The sequence below is a fragment of the Chamaesiphon sp. genome (assembly GCF_041737865.1).
In the GTDB taxonomy this organism is placed as follows: Bacteria; Cyanobacteriota; Cyanobacteriia; order Cyanobacteriales; family Chamaesiphonaceae; genus Chamaesiphon.
Window position 1 is genome coordinate 1 of the sequence record NZ_JBGSQZ010000113.1, and the last position, 17,226, is coordinate 17,226.

Here is a 17,226-nt window from a genome sequence, read left to right on the forward strand (position 1 = left end):
CGAGATCGATCGCAAACCCAGGCTTGGTAAGGATCAAAAATTTCCGGTCAGGTCTACTGCTACTGGGATTTTTCTAGACAGGTACTTGTGGTTGTCAAGCATAACTTGGCCGTTTCGGCCAAGTTATGCCAGAAGTCACATCCATTCACCGAGATGTTTTAAAGGCTTGCCTGCATCCTGCCAACTTGTCATGCCATCGTGAAGATACCCAACAATATTGTCATAGCCAATTCGGAATAACTGCTGGGAAGCTAAACTAACACCGCGTTCACTTTCTAACACCATTAAAATTTTCTTTTCTGGGTCAATCATCCAACCTATCCAGTTAGGAAATTCTGGACGCAAAGCGATGTTAATTGCGCCTGGTAGTATACATCAGTGACAAGTTAAGAAAGTCGAGAGTTTGTCAAGAGGGCAAGGAAAATGTGTAAAACTCAGACTAGATAGAAGTTTGGGGAGTTTGATGATGCTTAAAGCCACCAGCCAGAAGCGACTAAATCGTGACCATGCCAGACAACAGCAACGACCTATGGTGGAAGAAGAAGTCATTGCTGCACAACTGGAAGCATTGGTAACACCAGCCATCACAGCCCAAGAAAACTACTATCGCCAGTTGGGCATGAGAGATCGAATTTTAAATCTACCATTCATGGTGGCTGCGGTACTGACGTTACCAGATAGCATTCAATTCGCGAGTGGTAAGTTCGAGCGAATTTGGGCATGTGATGGCTCAACACTGGAAGCAATTTTTCGGAAACTAAATAGTTTAGAAGATGTGCCAATTGGGAAATTAGCGGGAAAAATGGGGGTAGTAATAGATCTAATTACTAGGCTGCCAGTATCGATCTGGTTTAGAGAAAATCCCAAAGCATCAGATGTTAATTTTGAGTCAGATATCTTGAATATCATCACGAGTAAAACACTAATATTGCTAGATAGAGGATTTTATCACTTTCGATTTTGGCAACAACTAGTCGAGAAAGAAGCTCACTTTATCACTCGATTAAAGAAAGGAGCAGCCCTGGAAATCAAACAAATACTTACAGATAGCTATAGTATCCGAGATCGTCTGGTCAGAATGGGTTCGGGCACAGAGAAGACTCCATACATCACAGTGCGATTGGTTGAAATCCGCTCAGGCAAAGCATGGCATTCTTATTTAACTAGCGTAATTGACCCATTAGTTTTACCACCTTATGTAGTTGCCGATTTATATGGAAAGCGGTGGCGAATAGAAGAGGCGTTCAACACTGTCAAAAGACTGTTGGGATTAAGTTATTTATGGACTGGTTCGATTAATGGAATTCAATTACAACTTTACTGGGCGGGAGACCCGTCCAGTGGGGTACTTGGCTATTTTACGCGGTTTTAGTCGATTTAGGTGATGCGATAGCTAATGAATTAGCTTTACCATTTGACCGAATCTCATTGGAGATGACTTATCGCGGTCTTTATCATTTTTACGTTGCTCATCAAAAAGGCTTGGCTACCGATCCAGTTCTCTACTTTGCGGCAAAGGAAAATCAAGATTTGGGCATTGTTAAAACTGTCCGAAAACCCAACGTCAAATTGATTATTGCTCCTTTCCCTGAGTCCGCCAGTAGGCACATTGATTTTTTCTTTGAGCGATCTCCTCAAGTCCGCTTGACAACTGTCTCACAAGCTTAACTTGTCACTGATGGGTAGTATATGTCCGCCACCAAAGGCAAGAATAGAGCGGGTATCAATAACTACTGTATTTTCATCTTGCATCAACTGTTGAAATTCTTGGGGCGACAACGGCGGTAAAATCGGTACATCACCTAATACTTTTGCCCCTTTAGCATTGACCTTTTTTAAACGTGGGTAGTGTGTGGGTGGTTCTGGCATTCCACCTAATACCCATTCGACAAATTCTGCTTCGGTACGCTGTTTAAATACTGAGCTAAAAATTCTTTCATTACCAATGGTACTTTGTCGGCGATCGCCGATTGATTTACCACATGATGAACCCGCACCATGAGAAGGATAAATTTCTAGGCGATCGCCTAACGGTAGGAGTTTATCAAACAATGAATGATAGAGTTGTGCCGCTAGTTTCTTTTCCGTTCCTCCGCCTAGTAAATCTGGTCTTCCCACATCCAAGTTAAACAAAAAATCACCAGTAAATATAGCAAATGGTTCCTTGCCTTGTTTCGCGTCAAAAATTAGCAGCGAGATGTGTTCTGGGGTGTGTCCAGGGGTATGTAGTGCGCGAAGGGTAACGTTACCAATTTTTAATTCATCGCCCTCATTTAGCTGATGTAAATCAAATTGATAGTCATCACTTTTCCCACCATATATCGGCGCATTTGTTCTCGCTTTTAATTCGTGGGAGCCTGAGACAAAATCCGCATGAATGTGAGTTTCGATAATGTGGGTAATTCTTACACCTATTTCTCTGGCTCTTTGGATATAAATATCTACATCGCGGCGGGGATCGAGCACTGCTACTACCCCTGCTTTATCGTCACCAATCAGATAGGATAAGTGGGCTAATCCTTCAACATTTATTTGCTCTAAAACTAAAGCCATTATGCTTTCTCCATACAATAGTAATCTATCCCAGGAAAGTCAGGCGATCTTACCAAATATTTATGCACGAACCTGACTTTATTAAATAGTCGAAAAAACTTAAACTGTCTTTGAGTGCTTAGAGACGTAACTCTCTAAAAATTGCTTCATCTGTGGTTGAGAATCACAGTCAAAGCCAGCTTCAGTTGCTTTCTCAAACACTTGCTCTGGTGTCATCCCTTGTCGCGTTGCTACGTTCATAAATGCCATTGCACCTGCACGCATCGAACTCGCGCAATGAATCAGAGCGGGTTTTGGTAGTCGATCGATTTGCGCTAAAACTCGATCTGTCAACTCGTCTGTCATTCCATCTGGCTTAACTGGAATGTTGACATATTCCAATCCTGCGGATTCTGCTTGTTGCTGCTCATCGTGCATGAAGCCTTCCTCTTCAGGCGATCGCAAATTCAGTACAGACTTATATCCCTCCGCCGCCGCTTCCTGCAACTGCTCTGCTTTCACCTGTCCGGCTACGGTTAGCTGCTCGTTGATTTTTTTAACGTTTTCCATTGCGCTCTTGTCCTTTTAACTTATCTTCCATATTACCGTATGGTAATATAGTAGCTACTGTCTATAGTAGGATGTAATTTGTAAGTGGATATGTTAGAGTCATCTCCTCAAGCCCTGGCTCCCGTTGCCGAGTTTTTCAAAGTGATATCTGAAGTGAGTCGGCTGCAAATTTTGTGTTGTCTGAAATTAGGATCTAAAAATGTCACGGAAATTATTGCCGCAACGGGATTAGGACAAGCGAACGTTTCCAAGCATCTCAAGGTGTTAACCCAAGCTGGGATGGTGACTCGTCAGCCACAAGGAATCACTGTTTTTTATGAAATTGCCGATCCGATTATTTTTGAGTTGTGTGAATTGGTGTGCGATCGACTTTCTGTTAGTCTAGAGCAACGCTCTCAACAACTCAAAACCGGAATTTAGACGGAATTCCTGTTTTGATACCAATGCTATAAAAAGGTACACCATGTCGCGACCACCGATCGATCGCCAACGGGAACATCAGGCTAACGAACGTACTTTCCTAGCTTGGCTCCGCACCTCGATTGCCCTGATTAGTTTTGGATTTGCGATCGCCCGCTTTGGCTTATTTTTGCGTCAGCTTGGACTAGTAATCACCCGTCAAGCAAGTCCTACAAACCCGCTCTTTAACTCCCAAAACCTCGGTCTTGGTATGGTGATTTTTGGGATCGCACTCATCGCTCTGGCTGCATGGCGATACAGCCAAGTATTCTGGCAAATCGAACGCGGAGATTATCAACCGAGTCGCACTACAGTGTTTGTCATGACTGGAATCGTGATTGTTTTAGGAATCCTGAGTATTCCCTTACTGTTAGTTCGCGATCGAGAAATAATTGCTCCTGCTTCACCTTCTAAAAGTCTCCAGTCTAATCGGTAAATATTATTTGCGTCTGGGAAGTGTTTCTTGAGGAACTTGGACAAGAAATTTAAAATTTTCTCAAAGTCATATGAAATATTCGACAAATTTATATTTTGCCAAACTTGACTAGTTCTTGACATTTACAATCTATGCTTGGTAGTGAACAACTTTATTGATGTCATGGCGATCGACTAATTACCTAATTTGTGAAACTTTTTTATCTGGTTCACATTAGTATTAGCAGTGATAACGGATCGCCAATCCTCATCGTTACCGATAGGTGTAGGAGAATCAATTGAGTTTCGATTCTTAACAACACTATAATGATTGTCAATAATATGTTCGTAACAAAAATTACATTCTTAACCGATCGAATTGCTAAAATTCCCGAATTGCTGCTATGGTCTAAGAAGTTCAAAGTTAGCATGTCAGCTCACGGTTGTCACCAACCAGCGAACGACTGCTCGATTGTCGATTTAATCGATCCAGTTCCCCCCTATGACGATCCTTTGTATTAATTCAATCGGCTCGATTTCTAGATCTTGTGGCAACAACATGGCGAAGTAAATATAGAAACATCGCCATGTTAATCGAGAAAACTAGCAACTTGAGGACTGTAATACCTCGAATCAACTCAAATATTTCTGGAGGGATGCTAATCCCGACTAATCCTAATACTAGTAGCATTGCCCACTCTTTTTCGTACCACAATCCGATCGCCTCGATTGCTGTTACTAAAGCATATACTCCAGCCACAATTCCGCTCAATTTTAAGCTGTTTGGCGCGATGGTTAAAAGTTTATTTACCAACCATTTAATGATGAATAATTTAGTGCTAAGTAGATATGAACTAGAAAATTCTGCCAGCTCCTCATGATTCTTCATGACAAAGATCGCCGCGATCGCAGCGATGAAAAGCAGAGTAGCTACAAAGCATTTATAAAATACAATTAGTCGTAAAGCAATCGGGCGTTGTTTCTTCATAAAGTTAACTTTGTTGGTGAGACATTTTTCATTATTCTATAGATTAGGATCATGTTATGGCTGAAAGATTAGGGCCGGAACCCCATGAATTTCAAGAGCAAGTTTTAGAGGCGATCGGAGAAATTAAGACCGAACTAAATACTGAAGTAGCTAATGAAAATACAGAACATAAATGGCTCAAATGGCTTGGTGTATCCACGGCTATTTTATCAAGTACGGCAGCAGTTGCCGCAATGTTGGGCGGATACTATGCTAACGCATCATCAGTTTCTCAGTCTCAAGCAAGCGATAGATTGACTCAATTTCAGGCTAATTCTATGAAACGCCATGTGGATGAGTCTGTAATTATCATGCTTAAAGCTCAACAAAAACCTATTCCAAATACCATCAAGCAAGATCTAGACAAATTAGCACGCGATCGGGTGAAAATTAAAGCCGATGCAACTACATTACAGGCAATATCTCAATACGACTTACGCCAGCACAATTATTTTTCTTATGCGATAACAGCCTTGCAAGTGGGCATTTCTTTGAGTGCGATCGCGGTAATTGCCCGCAATCGTCGGATTTGGTATTTAGGCATGGGATTGGGTACAGTTGGTATTGCTTGTATGATCTTTGCCGCAGCCTCAACGAGCATAGCCGCTCCGATTCTTGCTATTCATCAGTCAGTCAAAAAGTAGTCGAAAAATCTTTTGAAGCACTTACAATTAATAATTTATAGATCGGTAACAACTAGACCAAAATAATTAGTAATTTAAGAGTAGTCACTAAAAGTCAAGAACTCATCAAGTCTAAAATATTTTGAAACCAAAGGATGTCCGATCTTTCCTAGTTCTTGACAATCGATCTATATACTGCTTGCAAGCAGAGGATAAGCCAGTCGTGCGACCGATTCGATCGAGACAATCTCATCATGTCCGATCTTTACTTTAACCCCGATCGTTCGATCGACAGCCTCCGGCAGTAACTGGTACGCTCGATCGGCTTTAGTTAAGTAGTTGGAATTGACTCTCTAAGTTTTGCCCCTGCCATAAACTGCAAAAAGATAACAATACAGCATGACTTCGAGCAACCGATTAGGAGATCTGACAATTAAAGACCAGACCTCACAGAACGATATTGTCCGGTGCTTGCACCAGTTATTTGAAGCTCAAGCGGATAGATGTCCCTTGGCCCCAGCTATTGACAATTCGCTAGGGGCGATGCAACGTGAATGTGGTGCCATCTTCACCTATGGAGAAGTGGAAGCGAAATCGAACCAACTCGCCCATTATTTGCGCCGTCGCGGTGCGATCTGCGGCGCGCGGGTAGGATTATTGCTACCTCGATCGCCAGAATTATACATCGCGATTTTAGCAATTCTCAAGGCTGGCGGAGCTTACGTGCCCCTCGATCCTGAATATCCCGCCGATCGCATTGATTATATTTTGAGTGATGGTGGGATCGAAACAATCCTGACGATCGAGGATTTAGCTCAGGAAAAAGCGATTGGGGTAGTCAATGTTATTTGCGTCGATCTTCAGGCTGGGGAAATAGCCCTAGAATCTACCCAAAGACTGGATCGCCACCTTGTAGATACGACCGAGCGCGATTTGAGCTATGTCATTTATACATCGGGTTCGACGGGCAGACCCAAGGGTGTCGAGATCGAACACCGCAGCAGTACCAATTATATTCAGGTGGTAAATAAGTCTGTTTATCAGATTCAGCCTGAAGATCGCGTCTATCAGGGATTCTCGATCGCCTTTGATGCGTCGGTAGAAGAGGTCTGGTGTACCTTTGCCGCTGGTGCGACCTTAGTTGTCGGCTCGGTAGAACAAACTCGCTCTGGGGCAGATTTAGCCGTGTTTTTGACCCAGCAGCGGGTGACGGTGCTATCTTGCGTTCCCACCTTACTAGCGATGATGGAGGTAGAAGTCCCCACGATTCGGTTATTAATTTTGGGTGGCGAACAATGTCCGCAGGAATTAGTATCTCGCTGGTGCAATCCTCATAGAAGAGTATTGAATACTTACGGGCCGACGGAAGCAACGGTAGTCAGTACTTATCAAGAATGTCATCCAGACCGAGCGATTACGATCGGCAAAGCTTTACCAACTTACTATGTTTATATTTTAGATGAAGATCTCCAATTATGTCCGCCTGAAGTCGAAGGAGAAATTCATATTGGCGGCATTTGTTTGGCAAGGGGTTACGTCGATAATCCCGATTTAACTGCCGAAAAATTTATTAACTTAGATCGATATAAAGCGATCGGTATTATTCCAGATCGTTTGTATAAAACAGGGGATTTAGGGAGTTGGACGAATGATAGTGAGATTCAATTTTTAGGACGGATTGACGGACAGGTAAAACTGCGCGGCTTTCGGATCGAATTATCAGAAATCGAATCTGTCATCATGCAATGTGCTGGGGTGAGTGCGGCAGTAGTCGCCGTTAAAAAAGTCGCAAACATCGACAGGTTGATTGCTTATCTAGTCCCCAAGCAGAGTTTATCCGAACTAGATTTAGTGAGAATTTACGAGACAATGCGATCGCGACTTCCTGCCTATATGGTACCGATAAGTCTGGAGATGTTAGCATCTCTGCCTACTTTGCCGAGTGGGAAAGTCGATCGCAAATCTCTACCCGAACCCCAAAATATCGGCGTTAATTTCCAGAGTAGTAACGGTCGCCAACCAACGAATGAAACCGAAAGTAAGATCTCTTTTATCTGGTCGGAAATATTAGGAATTAATGACATCTCGATCGATGCTGATTTCTTTCAGGAATTGTGCGGGCATTCTTTACTAGCAGCGACCGTTATTTCTAAACTGCGAGAAAATTCTCAATTTCAAGGTTTAGCCGTACTAGATATCTATCAACATCCAACTGTTGCTAAACTTGCCGCAGCATTGGCAGATCGTCAGCAACATCCAACCTCAACCCAGTATGGAGAAACGTGCGAACGCCCGACCGCCAAACCGCGTCCTAGTGGAAATATCTGGACGATTTTAGGAATTTATGTTCTCTACTTTATCTATAGCACCCCGATCGTCTTACCTTTTTCTGTCTTTGATACTTTGTATGATAATAACTGGAATAAATATGTCGCATTAGCCCTATCTGGAGTCACACTGTTATTAATCCATCCAAGTTTACTCCTAATTAGTATTGCCTTGAAATGGTTGACGATCGGTAAATACAAGGCTGGTAGTTATCCGCTGTGGGGTAACTATTATTGGCGATTTTGGTTTATGCAGCAAGTACATAAACTAGTATCTACCGAATATCTAGCTGGCTCTCCGTTATTAAACACTTATTACCGCTTACTGGGTGTGAAACTCAGTCAAAATGTTTATCTGGGGGGAATCGAACTAGTAGCCGCCGATCTAATTACCATTGGTGAAAATACGAGTATCAATGATGGTGCTAGTTTGGTCGGATATGAAATAGTCGATGGCAGGCTGAACATTGGTAATGTGACGATCGGGCGCGATTGTTTTGTCGGCTCGAATACGATGTTAGGATTGCATACCCAACTAGCAGACAGGTCTCGAATTGGCGATTTATCTTATCTAGGTAATGGGTTAACGATTCCGACGGGGGAAGCATGGATTGGTTCGCCAGCAAAGTTAGATCCTAATACTCGCAGTCAGATTGACGAGCTGCTAACCCCTGTACCTAAGTGCGGAAATTTATTAAAACTGGGTTATTTAGTAGGCTCGATTGCCATCTGGTTGGTTCCTTTTATTTCAGCAATTCCGAGCTTTTTGTTGTGGCAAGAATTGCTCAAAGAACTCGAAATCGATGAACTACTAATTCCCTCAGCAATCTTAGGTAGTTTCTCCTTTATCGGCATATTTTGCCTTCAAGTTTTACTTTATAAATGGATGCTGCTGGGTCGAGTTAAACCTGGTAATTATCCAGTCTATAGTAGTTTTGGACTGCGAAAATGGTGGATCGATCGACTGATGAGTATGAGTTTAGAGATGATGCCGACGCTTTATTCTACGCTCTATCTGCTGCCCTGGCTGCGAATGTTAGGGGCGAAAATTGGCGCGCGCACGGAGATATCTACCGCGACTAATATTACGCCCGATCTACTATCGATCGGCTCGGAGAGTTTCATCGCCGATACGGTATCTTTAGGTGCGGTTAAAGTCGATCGTGGGTGGATGGAGTTATCCCCAACGAGAATCGGCTCTCAAACCTTCGTGGGTAATGGTGCGCTCATTCCCGCACACAGTACGATCGCCGATAATTCTCTGATTGGTTGCCTTTCAATTCCGCCCGTCAGCGACAAGCCGATGCAACCAGATACCGCATGGCTGGGTTCTCCAGCGATATATATTCCCCACCGTGAAGTTATCGATAGCTATGAAGAGGCGCAAACCTATAAGCCACCTCGCCATTTATATGCCATCCGACTGGCGATCGAGTTTTTGCGTGTTACGCTTCCTGGGAGCATCCATTTTATCGTCCTCTTTACCTTAGAATTCGGATTGACGGTCATCGCCGATGCCAATTCAAATTGGGAGTGGGATTTGGCAATCTGGGCAGGGGTTTTCCTCGTTTTTCCCTTCTGTTATTTCTTCTTTACCGCACTTTCAACCTTCTTCGTCATCGGCTTAAAATGGATGGTCGTCGGTCGTTATCGATCGGGTACTATACCCTTATGGAGCAGCTTTATCTGGCGGACAGAGTTGATTACGGGGCTATATGAAGCGATTATCGTCCCAGGATTCTTATTCTTTTTGCTCGGTACGCCCTTTGCGCCCATGCTATTGCGGTTGCTGGGGATGAAAATCGGGCGGAATGTATATATTGAAACTACCGATTTTACCGAATTCGATCTGATTACGATCGAGGATAATGTGATTCTCGATCGCGATTCTACTCTCCAAACTCATCTATTTGAAGATCGGGTGATGAAACTGGGCAAACTCCATCTCTATCCCCGCGCTCAAGTGGGTAGTTGGGGGATGATTCTCTACGATACCGTTTTAGAACAGGACGTACTCATTCAACCGATGTCATTAGTGATGAAAGGTGAAAAATTGCCTCCTGCCACTACTTGGCAAGGTATCCCAGTGACTTGCAGTTACGATCGAACTGCTCTAATTCCCCTGGGTTAAGCCAGTTTTTTGCGAGTTAGCAGAAATAGCCTGCTCCTGACTGGGTAAAGTTCCTGCCACCATAAATCCAATCCCAATTGTGGCGATCCCCAATCCCACATACCAAATCGTTTGTTTCCGAGTTAAAGCAGCTATGGCTCCCATCGAAATCCCCACTTGTAATGCTGCAACACTCCGCGCAAATAGCTCGTGACGCGCTAGATTCTGCGCTGATTCAGCTTGGAGCTTTCGAGCTTCCTGCCCAATCTCCTGTTGCTCCCGATTGAGTTTGTCGATCTCATTGGTTGTTTTAGCAGGAACTGGTTTTTGGAGAGCTTGCAAGATCGTGACATTGGATTCTTCGATATGCCGCTTGGTAGATTTCGCCTGAAACTGCGACCAACTATTGCTCGATTTGATTTGGGACAACATCCCTTCATTGGCAAAGTAACCACCTTGCATGGCTGCAATTGCGGCTAGGGTTGAAAAAATAGCTGTAGATAAACCGATGAAGTTCAGAGATTGACGCTCTTGGCGTTGCTCGGATCTTTCTTCGGCTAGCTCCTCCTTCATCTCTTTCAATGCTTCGCTCGTATCGTCCTGCATCTCAACAGGTTCTCTGCCTAAATCTTCTTCCATAACTAATACGATCGCTTTTGAGCAAATTTAGATTCTACATATCTAGATTAGGCGATAAAAGTCAATAACTCGTCAAGTCTAAAATATTTGAAAAATAAAACATGACGATCTTTCCTAGTTCTTGACAATCATTCGATACGATCGAATAGACCGAGCTAATTACAAATTAATTTATTGTAGCTATCTCATTATTATTCTACTAAAAAACTTCGATGGCGTATTTTTTAGCTGTAAATTCACCAGAAACAATCGATTTGGGATTTGTCAAGTTAGGTTGGTTTAAGGTTTTGATTCTGGGCATCGTCCAAGGCATTACCGAGCTATTGCCGATTAGCAGCACCGCTCACATGCGGATCGTACCCAGCCTATTAGGGTGGCAAGATCCAGGGACAGCTTTCTCGGCGGCAATGCAGATGGCAAGTCTGGGAGCAGTTTTTTCTTACTTCTGGAAAGATATCCAGAGTCTAGTTGGGGGTACGATAAGAGCGATCGCCGATGGCAATTATCAGTCTAGAGATTTCCAACTCACGGTAGGACTGATTATCGGGACGCTACCACTCGGTATTTTAGGTCTACTGCTCAAGAAAACTCTCAACGCGCCCAATTCGCCCATGCGGGGTTTAGTCGTCATCGGGATCGCCTGCATCATCATGTCATTATTACTCGCTTTAGCAGAACTTCGAGGTAGTAGAGAGCGAGGATTTGGCAAGCTGACTCTTAAAGATGGCTTGTTGGTGGGAATCGCCCAAGCTCTAGCCCTAATTCCAGGTGTATCGCGATCGGGTTCGACACTGACGGCTGGCTTGTTTTTGGGGATGGAACGCGAAACTGCTGCCAAGTTTTCGTTTTTACTGGGATTGCCCGCAGTTACGCTGGCTGGAGCGATCGAATTACACGCACTATTCAAAGCTGGACTCGATGCTAATGGCTGGTTTGTGCTGATGGTGGGATTGACTTCGGCGAGTATCTCGGCTTTTTTGGCTATTTATGGGCTATTGCGTTATCTGGAGAGTCAGAGTACCTGGATTTTTGTGTGGTATCGATTAGCGATCGGCTTATTTTTGATTTTCGGCTCGGTGCAAGGTTTTCTACACTAAATTTTCAGTCCTAAATCGATCGACAAATAGGAGATGGCACTTTGAATGAAGCAGGAGATCTCGATCGAGGTGTTAAACCGATGAGGAAACTATTTGCACTTCCCGTCACCCGTATGAATTGAAAGAAAAAGTCATATTTCAGTTGTGGATCTTCTGGTTGTATTCACGTCAGGCAGCGGACGTTTGAGCCAATACAGCCAAATTAAACCCATTCCTCCTACCACAATACCTGCAAGGCTAATTACTTGAGCGATCCGCAGCAAATTTAACAGCATCAGACTGTCAGTGCGTAGTCCTTCAATCCAGAATCTACCGATGCTATAAGTTACTAAATACACTAAAAAAATAGTACCATCTTTGATTTGCGAGTTCGGTTTGGCAGCACGAGCGAATAGAGTTAGGAGTAAACATAGAACTGAAAAATTCCAAAGTGATTCATACAAGAATGTCGGGTGAAAATATTCAAAGCCTTCAAATCCTGGCGGTCGCTGTTGGATGGGAATATACAACTTCCACGGTAAATTAGTTGGTGCGCCAAATGCTTCCGAGTTAAAAAAGTTACCCCATCGTCCGATCGCTTGCCCTAAAATTAATGAAGGAGCCACGACATCGACTAACTTCCAAAATGAGATCCGGTGCCAGCGAGCAAACACGATTATCGTCACCAATCCGCCAATAATCGCGCCATGAATGGCAATCCCTCCTTTCCAAATCGCTAAAATATCGCCAGGATTACGGGCATATTCCGACCATTCAAAAATTACATAATAAAGACGGGCACAGGGAATTGCCGTAACTACCAGCCAGATCGTTAACTTTTGAATTAATGAGGGATCGATATCTCTTTGCTTGGCTAAATATTGAGATAGGTTTACACCAATAATTACAGCAGAGGCAATCAGTAATCCATACCATTTAAATGTGAGGAAGCCTACCTGAAAAATAATCGAGCCTGGAGAAGTAAACAGAAAAGTTAACAGAGAGTCAGACAAATACAAGCTTACATTTGACATATCAAAGTTGCAACAATAGTTTATAACATCAGACTTTTTAATTTAATCTGCTCTTAGCTTAACTCTAAATAACAGCACCGTTGACACCACAGCACAGCTTGCTGAAAATTCAAAAGCGATTGTAGCCCCAGCCTTTTCATAAAGCCAACCGAAAATAATTGAAGCAGGTAGTAACATCATCCCGCTTGCCAGATTAAACCAGCCGTAAGCTGTACCCAGCATTGTCGATGGAGCTAAATCTGCGACTAGAGCTTTTTCTACGCCCTCAGTAGCCGCTAGAAATAAGCCGTAGAAAGCAAACAAACCAAAGAGTAAGACTGAGTTTCCAGGCGGTAAAAATCCTAAGCTTAAATAGAATAGTCCATAGGCTAACCAGCCAGCCGCGATCGAACGAGTTCTGCCAAATTTGTCGGATAGTGCTGATAATGGCGTGCCAAAGATCGTGGCGATTGCTGAAATAGTTGCCCAAGCTAAGGGCACTTGAGCCTCTGGTAAGCCTAATTCTCTGGCTCGGAGTAATAAGAACATATTGGAAGAATTGCCCAGCGTAAATACCACTACAGCCAATAGATAACGCTTAAACTCGATCGGTAAGTTGTGGAAATTCCAGCTAAATTTACCACGACGCACCTCAGCTAACGCATTTTTCGGCTCTCTAATTAGTAGTGACATCCCCAGACACAAAACCGCAGGGATAATGGAAATCACAAATAAATCCCGAACTTTGAATCCATAACCCAGCAGTACAGCAGCTAAAATCGGCCCTAACACCGCACCAGCATTGTCCATCGATCGATGTAACCCAAATGCCAAACCACGACGCTCTGGAGGGACGCTAGCGGCTAGCAGCGCATCGCGGGGGGAACTGCGTAAGCCTTTACCAACCCTGTCGAGCATCCGAATCCCTAACACGCCTACCCAACTATTGGCGATCGATATCAACGGACGGCTAAACCCCGCTAACCCATAGCCCCAAACGATCCAAGGCTTGATCCGGCTAGTTTTATCGACCAATACCCCCGATATCAACTTTAAAATGCCGCTAGTGGCTTCAGCAATCCCCTCAATTATCCCCAAAGCTTTCGGCCCAGCCATCAAGACAGAGGATAGATACAGGGGAATCAGGGGATACACCAGATCGCTAGCTGTATCGTTGAGCAAGCTGATTACACCAATCAGCCAAACATTAGGTGGCAGCCTTCTGAGAGCGGTTAGCAAAATTTAAACCTCTTGTTGAACCTGAATTGTAGCTCTAGCCAAAGTGAACTTCTATATATTAAGAGCGTTGGTGTTAAGCTGATTTTTTAAACTCATAAATCCAAATAATGGCTCAAATAAAACCTATTCGATCGCCAACATATGAATTAAAAAATCGGTTTTCTCATCACCGATAAGAACTTTCTTACTTCTCAAATATCCTCTGAGGAGTTCGTCAGTCGCTCGTTTTCTGTCGTAGCGGGTTTTGCGAGTGCGGCGATACTTAATCCCTCTTCGTGTTTGAGCGTAGTGTACTTGCTCAAACCAACACGTTGAGCGCGATAAATGCCTGTATGTCCAGATAATAGATAACTGGAAATCGAGGCAATCCCCGCGTAGATCCCCGCAGGTAGTCCAAATAATTCGATCGCCATCAGCGTTGAAGCTATGGGTGTATTGGCAGCTCCCGCAAATACGCCGACAAAACCCATTCCGGCCAGGAGCGTTGCTGGTAAACCCAAGAGGGGCGAGAGAGCATTACCTAATGTCGCACCGATATAAAATAATGGCGTTACTTCTCCACCCTTAAATCCTGCCCCCAACGTCAACGCAGTAAACCCAATTTTGAGCGCAAAATCCCACGGAGGTAGTTGAGTATGAAAAGCACTAACAATCGTCGGAATGCCCAAACCGATATATTTAGTAGTGCCTACAGCTCCAATCCCGATCGCCACTAATATACCGCCAATTGCTGGTCGTAATGGTGGATAGCTAATTTTAGTCTTGAAATAAGTACTGATGGAGTGCGTCAGGAATGCGAATATCCTTGCCACTACCCCAAATATCGTGCCCGCAATTATTGCTGCTAGTAATCCCCAAAGCGTCAATTTAGGAACGATTGGCACTTGATAAACTGTGTGATGTAGTCCCCATGCCAAAGTAATTTGGTCGCCTACAATTGCAGCAATCAGACAGAGAAATAGCCCCTCATAGCAAAACTTTCCAAAAGCCAACACTTCTAAGCCAAATAACATTCCGGCCAAAGGTGTCCCAAACACAGAGGCAAATCCGCCACTAATTCCACCCATAAGAATAATTCGTCGATTCACACCATGTAGCTTTAGAATATGGGTTAATCTATCGGCAAGCGACGCACCCATCTGTAAGGCTGTGCCCTCTCGCCCCGCCGAGCCGCCAAACAAATGGGCAATCGTCGTTCCAACTAGAACCAAAGGTGCCATTCGTAAGGGAATCACGGCTTGAGGATTGTGAATTTCTTCCAGTAGTAAATTGTTGCCTGCTTCGACACTACTACCCCAGTAGTGATACATCAGTCCACTGAGCAGCCCCCCCAATGGCAGTAGCCAAATTACCCAAAGATGAGATTCTCGCCATGCTGTTGCCCATTCTAGCGATACCAGCAGTAATGCAGAGGCTGTCCCTGCCAGAATACCGATTGCACTCCCAATCGCGAGCCATTTAGCTAAATAGCGAATGGCTCTAAGTTGTTCCCACCAAATCTGTTTACTGATGGAGAATTTCATTGGAAATTCTTAAATATTCATCTAACTTTTACTCGATCGACTCTAGCATCCGCAAATTGAGAAAGCAAGGTCTACTAATTGTTTCTTATTCGATTGGAGTTTTTACACGATGGTGATGATTTAAATATCTGCCTACTCAAACTATGAGTAGGCAGATATTTAAATTAGACAACGGGCTAGCAGTTATTTAGCATCATCATTAGTTTCACCATCGCCATCGCTGACTTCAGCGACTTGGATACTGCTACTAGGACGTTTTGCTTCGTTTCCTTCACTGTTAGCAGAATCGGTATAGAGTACCCGACCGTTACCCGCATCTACTTTGACCTCTTTTTGACCGATGGCTACTGCATAAACAACATTACCATCTTCATTTTCGAGCTTCACGTTGCTAGCTTTACCACCTTGATTAGCTTCTGCAAATTGCTGTGCCTGTTGAGGGGTAATTTTGGCTAGAGTTTGCAGTTTAGCTGACTCTTGCTTGTCTTGGGCATCATCATTTGTTTCGCCATCGCCATCGCTGGCTTCGGCAATTTTTTGAGGGGCGACGATAGTATTCGGTTGTCCTTGGGCATAGGCTAGACGACCAAAGCCAGCCAAACCGAGAATTCCAACAGCCGCGATTGCTAGATATTTAGGGGAGATATTCATGACTTAAATTTAGTAAGTTTTAGAAACTGTCTTTACCATAGATCTCAAAAGTCAAGAACTCGTCAAGAAGATGATTTACATTATGCGAATTTTAGATGTAAGAATTAACGATCGAAGTAATTATTGAAATACACAAACATGCTAATTAGCATGTTTGTATTTAGTTATAAAAATAGACTGCGGTTTTAGAGTATCGGTTCTATAAGTCGATCGATGAGTGGTTAACTCTCTTTTGTTTCAGGCTCAAGTAAATAATTAGACTAGTAATAATCGAAAGGAACAGGATACTAGTACCGACTGTACCCAAACCATAGCCCCCATTTTTAGTAGGTTGGGATAGTAGATCGCCGATTGAGGCTCCGAGCGGACGAGTCAGGATATAAGCTATCCAAAATGCTAAGACTGTATTCATTCTCAAGTAAAAATGACCGATCGCTATTGCGGCAATTGCCGCACCAAATACCAGTGCAGCTTGTAAATAACCCAGCTTCAAAGCTTCGGCGAGATAATCTCCTGTCGCCGTGCCCAATGCAAATGTTACTAAAATAGCTGCCCAATAAAAAAGTTCCCTTTTGGGCGTATTAATGGAGTGCATCGCTAATGTTTTTTCATTAGCATACCAAACTGCAAAAACCACTGCCAAAATTATACTAAAAACTATAATGATGGTAACTAAGCTAACTTTAAGCTCATCTACCAATCGATCGGTAATTAGTGTACCCGTCACACTCATCAGCACGACAACAATCCAGTAACTGACTGGTACGTAATGTTTGAGCCTGAATTGATTGAAAAGAGCGAGTAATAATATAACGCTCATAATATATGATGTACCGCTCAAACCGAGTTTGAGGTTTGTAGACAGATAATCTGCCCCTGTTTCACCTACTGTTGTCGCTAGAACCTTAATAATCCAGAACGAACCGACAACTTCTGGTACCCTGTTTGATATAGTGTTTGTATTCATAGTGTTTCTCCCGATTAAGTTTTGATTTTTATAGACTAATATGTGTCCGAAGTATC

General features: G+C 43.4%; 15 protein-coding genes and 2 pseudogenes. 7 read left to right on the forward strand and 10 right to left on the reverse strand.

Features of this window, described 5'->3' with window-relative positions; genetic code table 11:
• Positions 1–135: 135 nt before the first annotated feature.
• Positions 136–372, reverse strand: coding sequence for a rhodanese-like domain-containing protein (locus ACEW9J_RS08005; protein ID WP_373544641.1), 237 nt, complete (start codon positions 370–372; stop codon positions 136–138).
• A 157-nt stretch (positions 373–529) separates the two neighbouring features.
• Here ACEW9J_RS08005 and ACEW9J_RS08010 point away from each other — a divergent pair.
• Positions 530–1,668, forward strand: a pseudogene (locus ACEW9J_RS08010) (IS4 family transposase).
• An 18-nt stretch (positions 1,669–1,686) separates the two neighbouring features.
• Here ACEW9J_RS08010 and ACEW9J_RS08015 read toward each other — a convergent pair.
• A pseudogene (locus ACEW9J_RS08015) lies at positions 1,687–2,553 on the reverse strand (MBL fold metallo-hydrolase); the annotation flags it as partial.
• A gap of 99 nt (positions 2,554–2,652) precedes the next feature.
• Positions 2,653–3,102, reverse strand: a complete 450-nt coding sequence (locus ACEW9J_RS08020) for a beta-lactamase hydrolase domain-containing protein (protein ID WP_373544609.1) — start codon at positions 3,100–3,102, stop codon at positions 2,653–2,655.
• A gap of 90 nt (positions 3,103–3,192) precedes the next feature.
• On the opposite strand from ACEW9J_RS08020, the gene ACEW9J_RS08025 reads away from it, so the two are divergent.
• The 3 genes from ACEW9J_RS08025 to ACEW9J_RS08035 all read left to right on the forward strand — a co-directional run bounded on the left by ACEW9J_RS08025 (position 3,193) and on the right by ACEW9J_RS08035 (position 4,497).
• Positions 3,193–3,522: an ArsR/SmtB family transcription factor gene (locus ACEW9J_RS08025; RefSeq protein WP_373544610.1), complete on the forward strand. Its 330-nt coding sequence runs from the start codon at positions 3,193–3,195 to the stop codon at positions 3,520–3,522.
• Positions 3,523–3,565: 43 nt separating this feature from the next.
• Positions 3,566–3,997 (forward strand): YidH family protein, encoded by a 432-nt coding sequence (locus tag ACEW9J_RS08030; RefSeq protein WP_373544611.1) that lies wholly within the window; start codon positions 3,566–3,568, stop codon positions 3,995–3,997.
• A 320-nt stretch (positions 3,998–4,317) separates the two neighbouring features.
• Positions 4,318–4,497 carry a hypothetical protein gene (locus ACEW9J_RS08035; protein ID WP_373544612.1) on the forward strand — a complete coding sequence of 60 codons (180 nt, stop codon included), beginning with the start codon at positions 4,318–4,320 and terminating at the stop codon, positions 4,495–4,497.
• Between the two features lies 1 nt (position 4,498).
• On the opposite strand, the gene ACEW9J_RS08040 is transcribed toward ACEW9J_RS08035, so the two are convergent.
• Complete coding sequence (locus tag ACEW9J_RS08040) at positions 4,499–4,963, reverse strand: DUF2127 domain-containing protein (RefSeq protein WP_373544613.1); 465 nt, start codon at positions 4,961–4,963, stop codon at positions 4,499–4,501.
• Positions 4,964–5,019: 56 nt separating this feature from the next.
• On the opposite strand from ACEW9J_RS08040, the gene ACEW9J_RS08045 reads away from it, so the two are divergent.
• Positions 5,020–5,646, forward strand: a complete 627-nt coding sequence (locus ACEW9J_RS08045) for a DUF4337 domain-containing protein (RefSeq protein ID WP_373544614.1) — start codon at positions 5,020–5,022, stop codon at positions 5,644–5,646.
• 378 nt (positions 5,647–6,024) lie between these two features.
• Entirely contained in the window at positions 6,025–10,083 is a 4,059-nt protein-coding gene (locus ACEW9J_RS08050; protein WP_373544615.1) for a Pls/PosA family non-ribosomal peptide synthetase, read from the forward strand.
• Here ACEW9J_RS08050 and ACEW9J_RS08055 read toward each other — a convergent pair.
• A complete protein-coding gene (locus ACEW9J_RS08055) occupies positions 10,066–10,701 on the reverse strand; it encodes a DUF4337 domain-containing protein (protein ID WP_373544616.1) in 636 nt (211 codons plus the stop codon). The two genes, ACEW9J_RS08050 and ACEW9J_RS08055, sit on opposite strands and share 18 nt — an antisense overlap.
• Before the next feature lie 212 nt (positions 10,702–10,913).
• Between ACEW9J_RS08055 and ACEW9J_RS08060 the strand changes: the two genes are divergently transcribed.
• Positions 10,914–11,798, forward strand: a complete 885-nt coding sequence (locus ACEW9J_RS08060) for an undecaprenyl-diphosphate phosphatase (RefSeq protein WP_373544617.1) — start codon at positions 10,914–10,916, stop codon at positions 11,796–11,798.
• A 131-nt stretch (positions 11,799–11,929) separates the two neighbouring features.
• On the opposite strand, the gene lgt is transcribed toward ACEW9J_RS08060, so the two are convergent.
• The 5 genes from lgt to ACEW9J_RS08085 all read right to left on the reverse strand — a co-directional run bounded on the left by lgt (position 11,930) and on the right by ACEW9J_RS08085 (position 17,170).
• Positions 11,930–12,811 carry a prolipoprotein diacylglyceryl transferase gene (gene lgt, locus ACEW9J_RS08065; RefSeq protein WP_373544618.1) on the reverse strand — a complete coding sequence of 294 codons (882 nt, stop codon included), beginning with the start codon at positions 12,809–12,811 and terminating at the stop codon, positions 11,930–11,932.
• A 42-nt stretch (positions 12,812–12,853) separates the two neighbouring features.
• On the reverse strand, positions 12,854–14,029 hold the full coding sequence (locus tag ACEW9J_RS08070) for an MFS transporter (protein WP_373544619.1): 1,176 nt from the start codon (positions 14,027–14,029) through the stop codon (positions 12,854–12,856).
• A 191-nt stretch (positions 14,030–14,220) separates the two neighbouring features.
• Positions 14,221–15,552 (reverse strand): voltage-gated chloride channel family protein, encoded by a 1,332-nt coding sequence (locus ACEW9J_RS08075; RefSeq protein ID WP_373544620.1) that lies wholly within the window; start codon positions 15,550–15,552, stop codon positions 14,221–14,223.
• 183 nt (positions 15,553–15,735) lie between these two features.
• A complete protein-coding gene (locus ACEW9J_RS08080; RefSeq protein WP_373544621.1) occupies positions 15,736–16,203 on the reverse strand; it encodes a PepSY domain-containing protein in 468 nt (155 codons plus the stop codon).
• A 199-nt stretch (positions 16,204–16,402) separates the two neighbouring features.
• Positions 16,403–17,170 (reverse strand): hypothetical protein, encoded by a 768-nt coding sequence (locus ACEW9J_RS08085; protein WP_373544622.1) that lies wholly within the window; start codon positions 17,168–17,170, stop codon positions 16,403–16,405.
• Between the last annotated feature and the right edge of the window lie 56 nt (positions 17,171–17,226).

Excerpts from the sequence above, each read along its gene's own strand:
- ACEW9J_RS08020 (WP_373544609.1), bottom strand. The coding sequence starts at position 3,102 with ATGGAAAACGTTAAAAAAATCAACGAGCAGCTAACCGTAGCCGGACAG.
- ACEW9J_RS08025 (WP_373544610.1), top strand. The coding sequence starts at position 3,193 with ATGTTAGAGTCATCTCCTCAAGCCCTGGCTCCCGTTGCCGAGTTTTTC.
- ACEW9J_RS08030 (WP_373544611.1), top strand. The coding sequence starts at position 3,566 with ATGTCGCGACCACCGATCGATCGCCAACGGGAACATCAGGCTAACGAA.
- ACEW9J_RS08035 (WP_373544612.1), top strand. The coding sequence starts at position 4,318 with ATGTTCGTAACAAAAATTACATTCTTAACCGATCGAATTGCTAAAATT.
- ACEW9J_RS08040 (WP_373544613.1), bottom strand. The coding sequence starts at position 4,963 with ATGAAGAAACAACGCCCGATTGCTTTACGACTAATTGTATTTTATAAA.
- ACEW9J_RS08045 (WP_373544614.1), top strand. The coding sequence starts at position 5,020 with ATGGCTGAAAGATTAGGGCCGGAACCCCATGAATTTCAAGAGCAAGTT.
- ACEW9J_RS08050 (WP_373544615.1), top strand. The coding sequence starts at position 6,025 with ATGACTTCGAGCAACCGATTAGGAGATCTGACAATTAAAGACCAGACC.
- ACEW9J_RS08055 (WP_373544616.1), bottom strand. The coding sequence starts at position 10,701 with ATGGAAGAAGATTTAGGCAGAGAACCTGTTGAGATGCAGGACGATACG.
- ACEW9J_RS08060 (WP_373544617.1), top strand. The coding sequence starts at position 10,914 with ATGGCGTATTTTTTAGCTGTAAATTCACCAGAAACAATCGATTTGGGA.
- lgt (WP_373544618.1), bottom strand. The coding sequence starts at position 12,811 with ATGTCAAATGTAAGCTTGTATTTGTCTGACTCTCTGTTAACTTTTCTG.
- ACEW9J_RS08075 (WP_373544620.1), bottom strand. The coding sequence starts at position 15,552 with ATGAAATTCTCCATCAGTAAACAGATTTGGTGGGAACAACTTAGAGCC.
- ACEW9J_RS08080 (WP_373544621.1), bottom strand. The coding sequence starts at position 16,203 with ATGAATATCTCCCCTAAATATCTAGCAATCGCGGCTGTTGGAATTCTC.
- ACEW9J_RS08085 (WP_373544622.1), bottom strand. The coding sequence starts at position 17,170 with ATGAATACAAACACTATATCAAACAGGGTACCAGAAGTTGTCGGTTCG.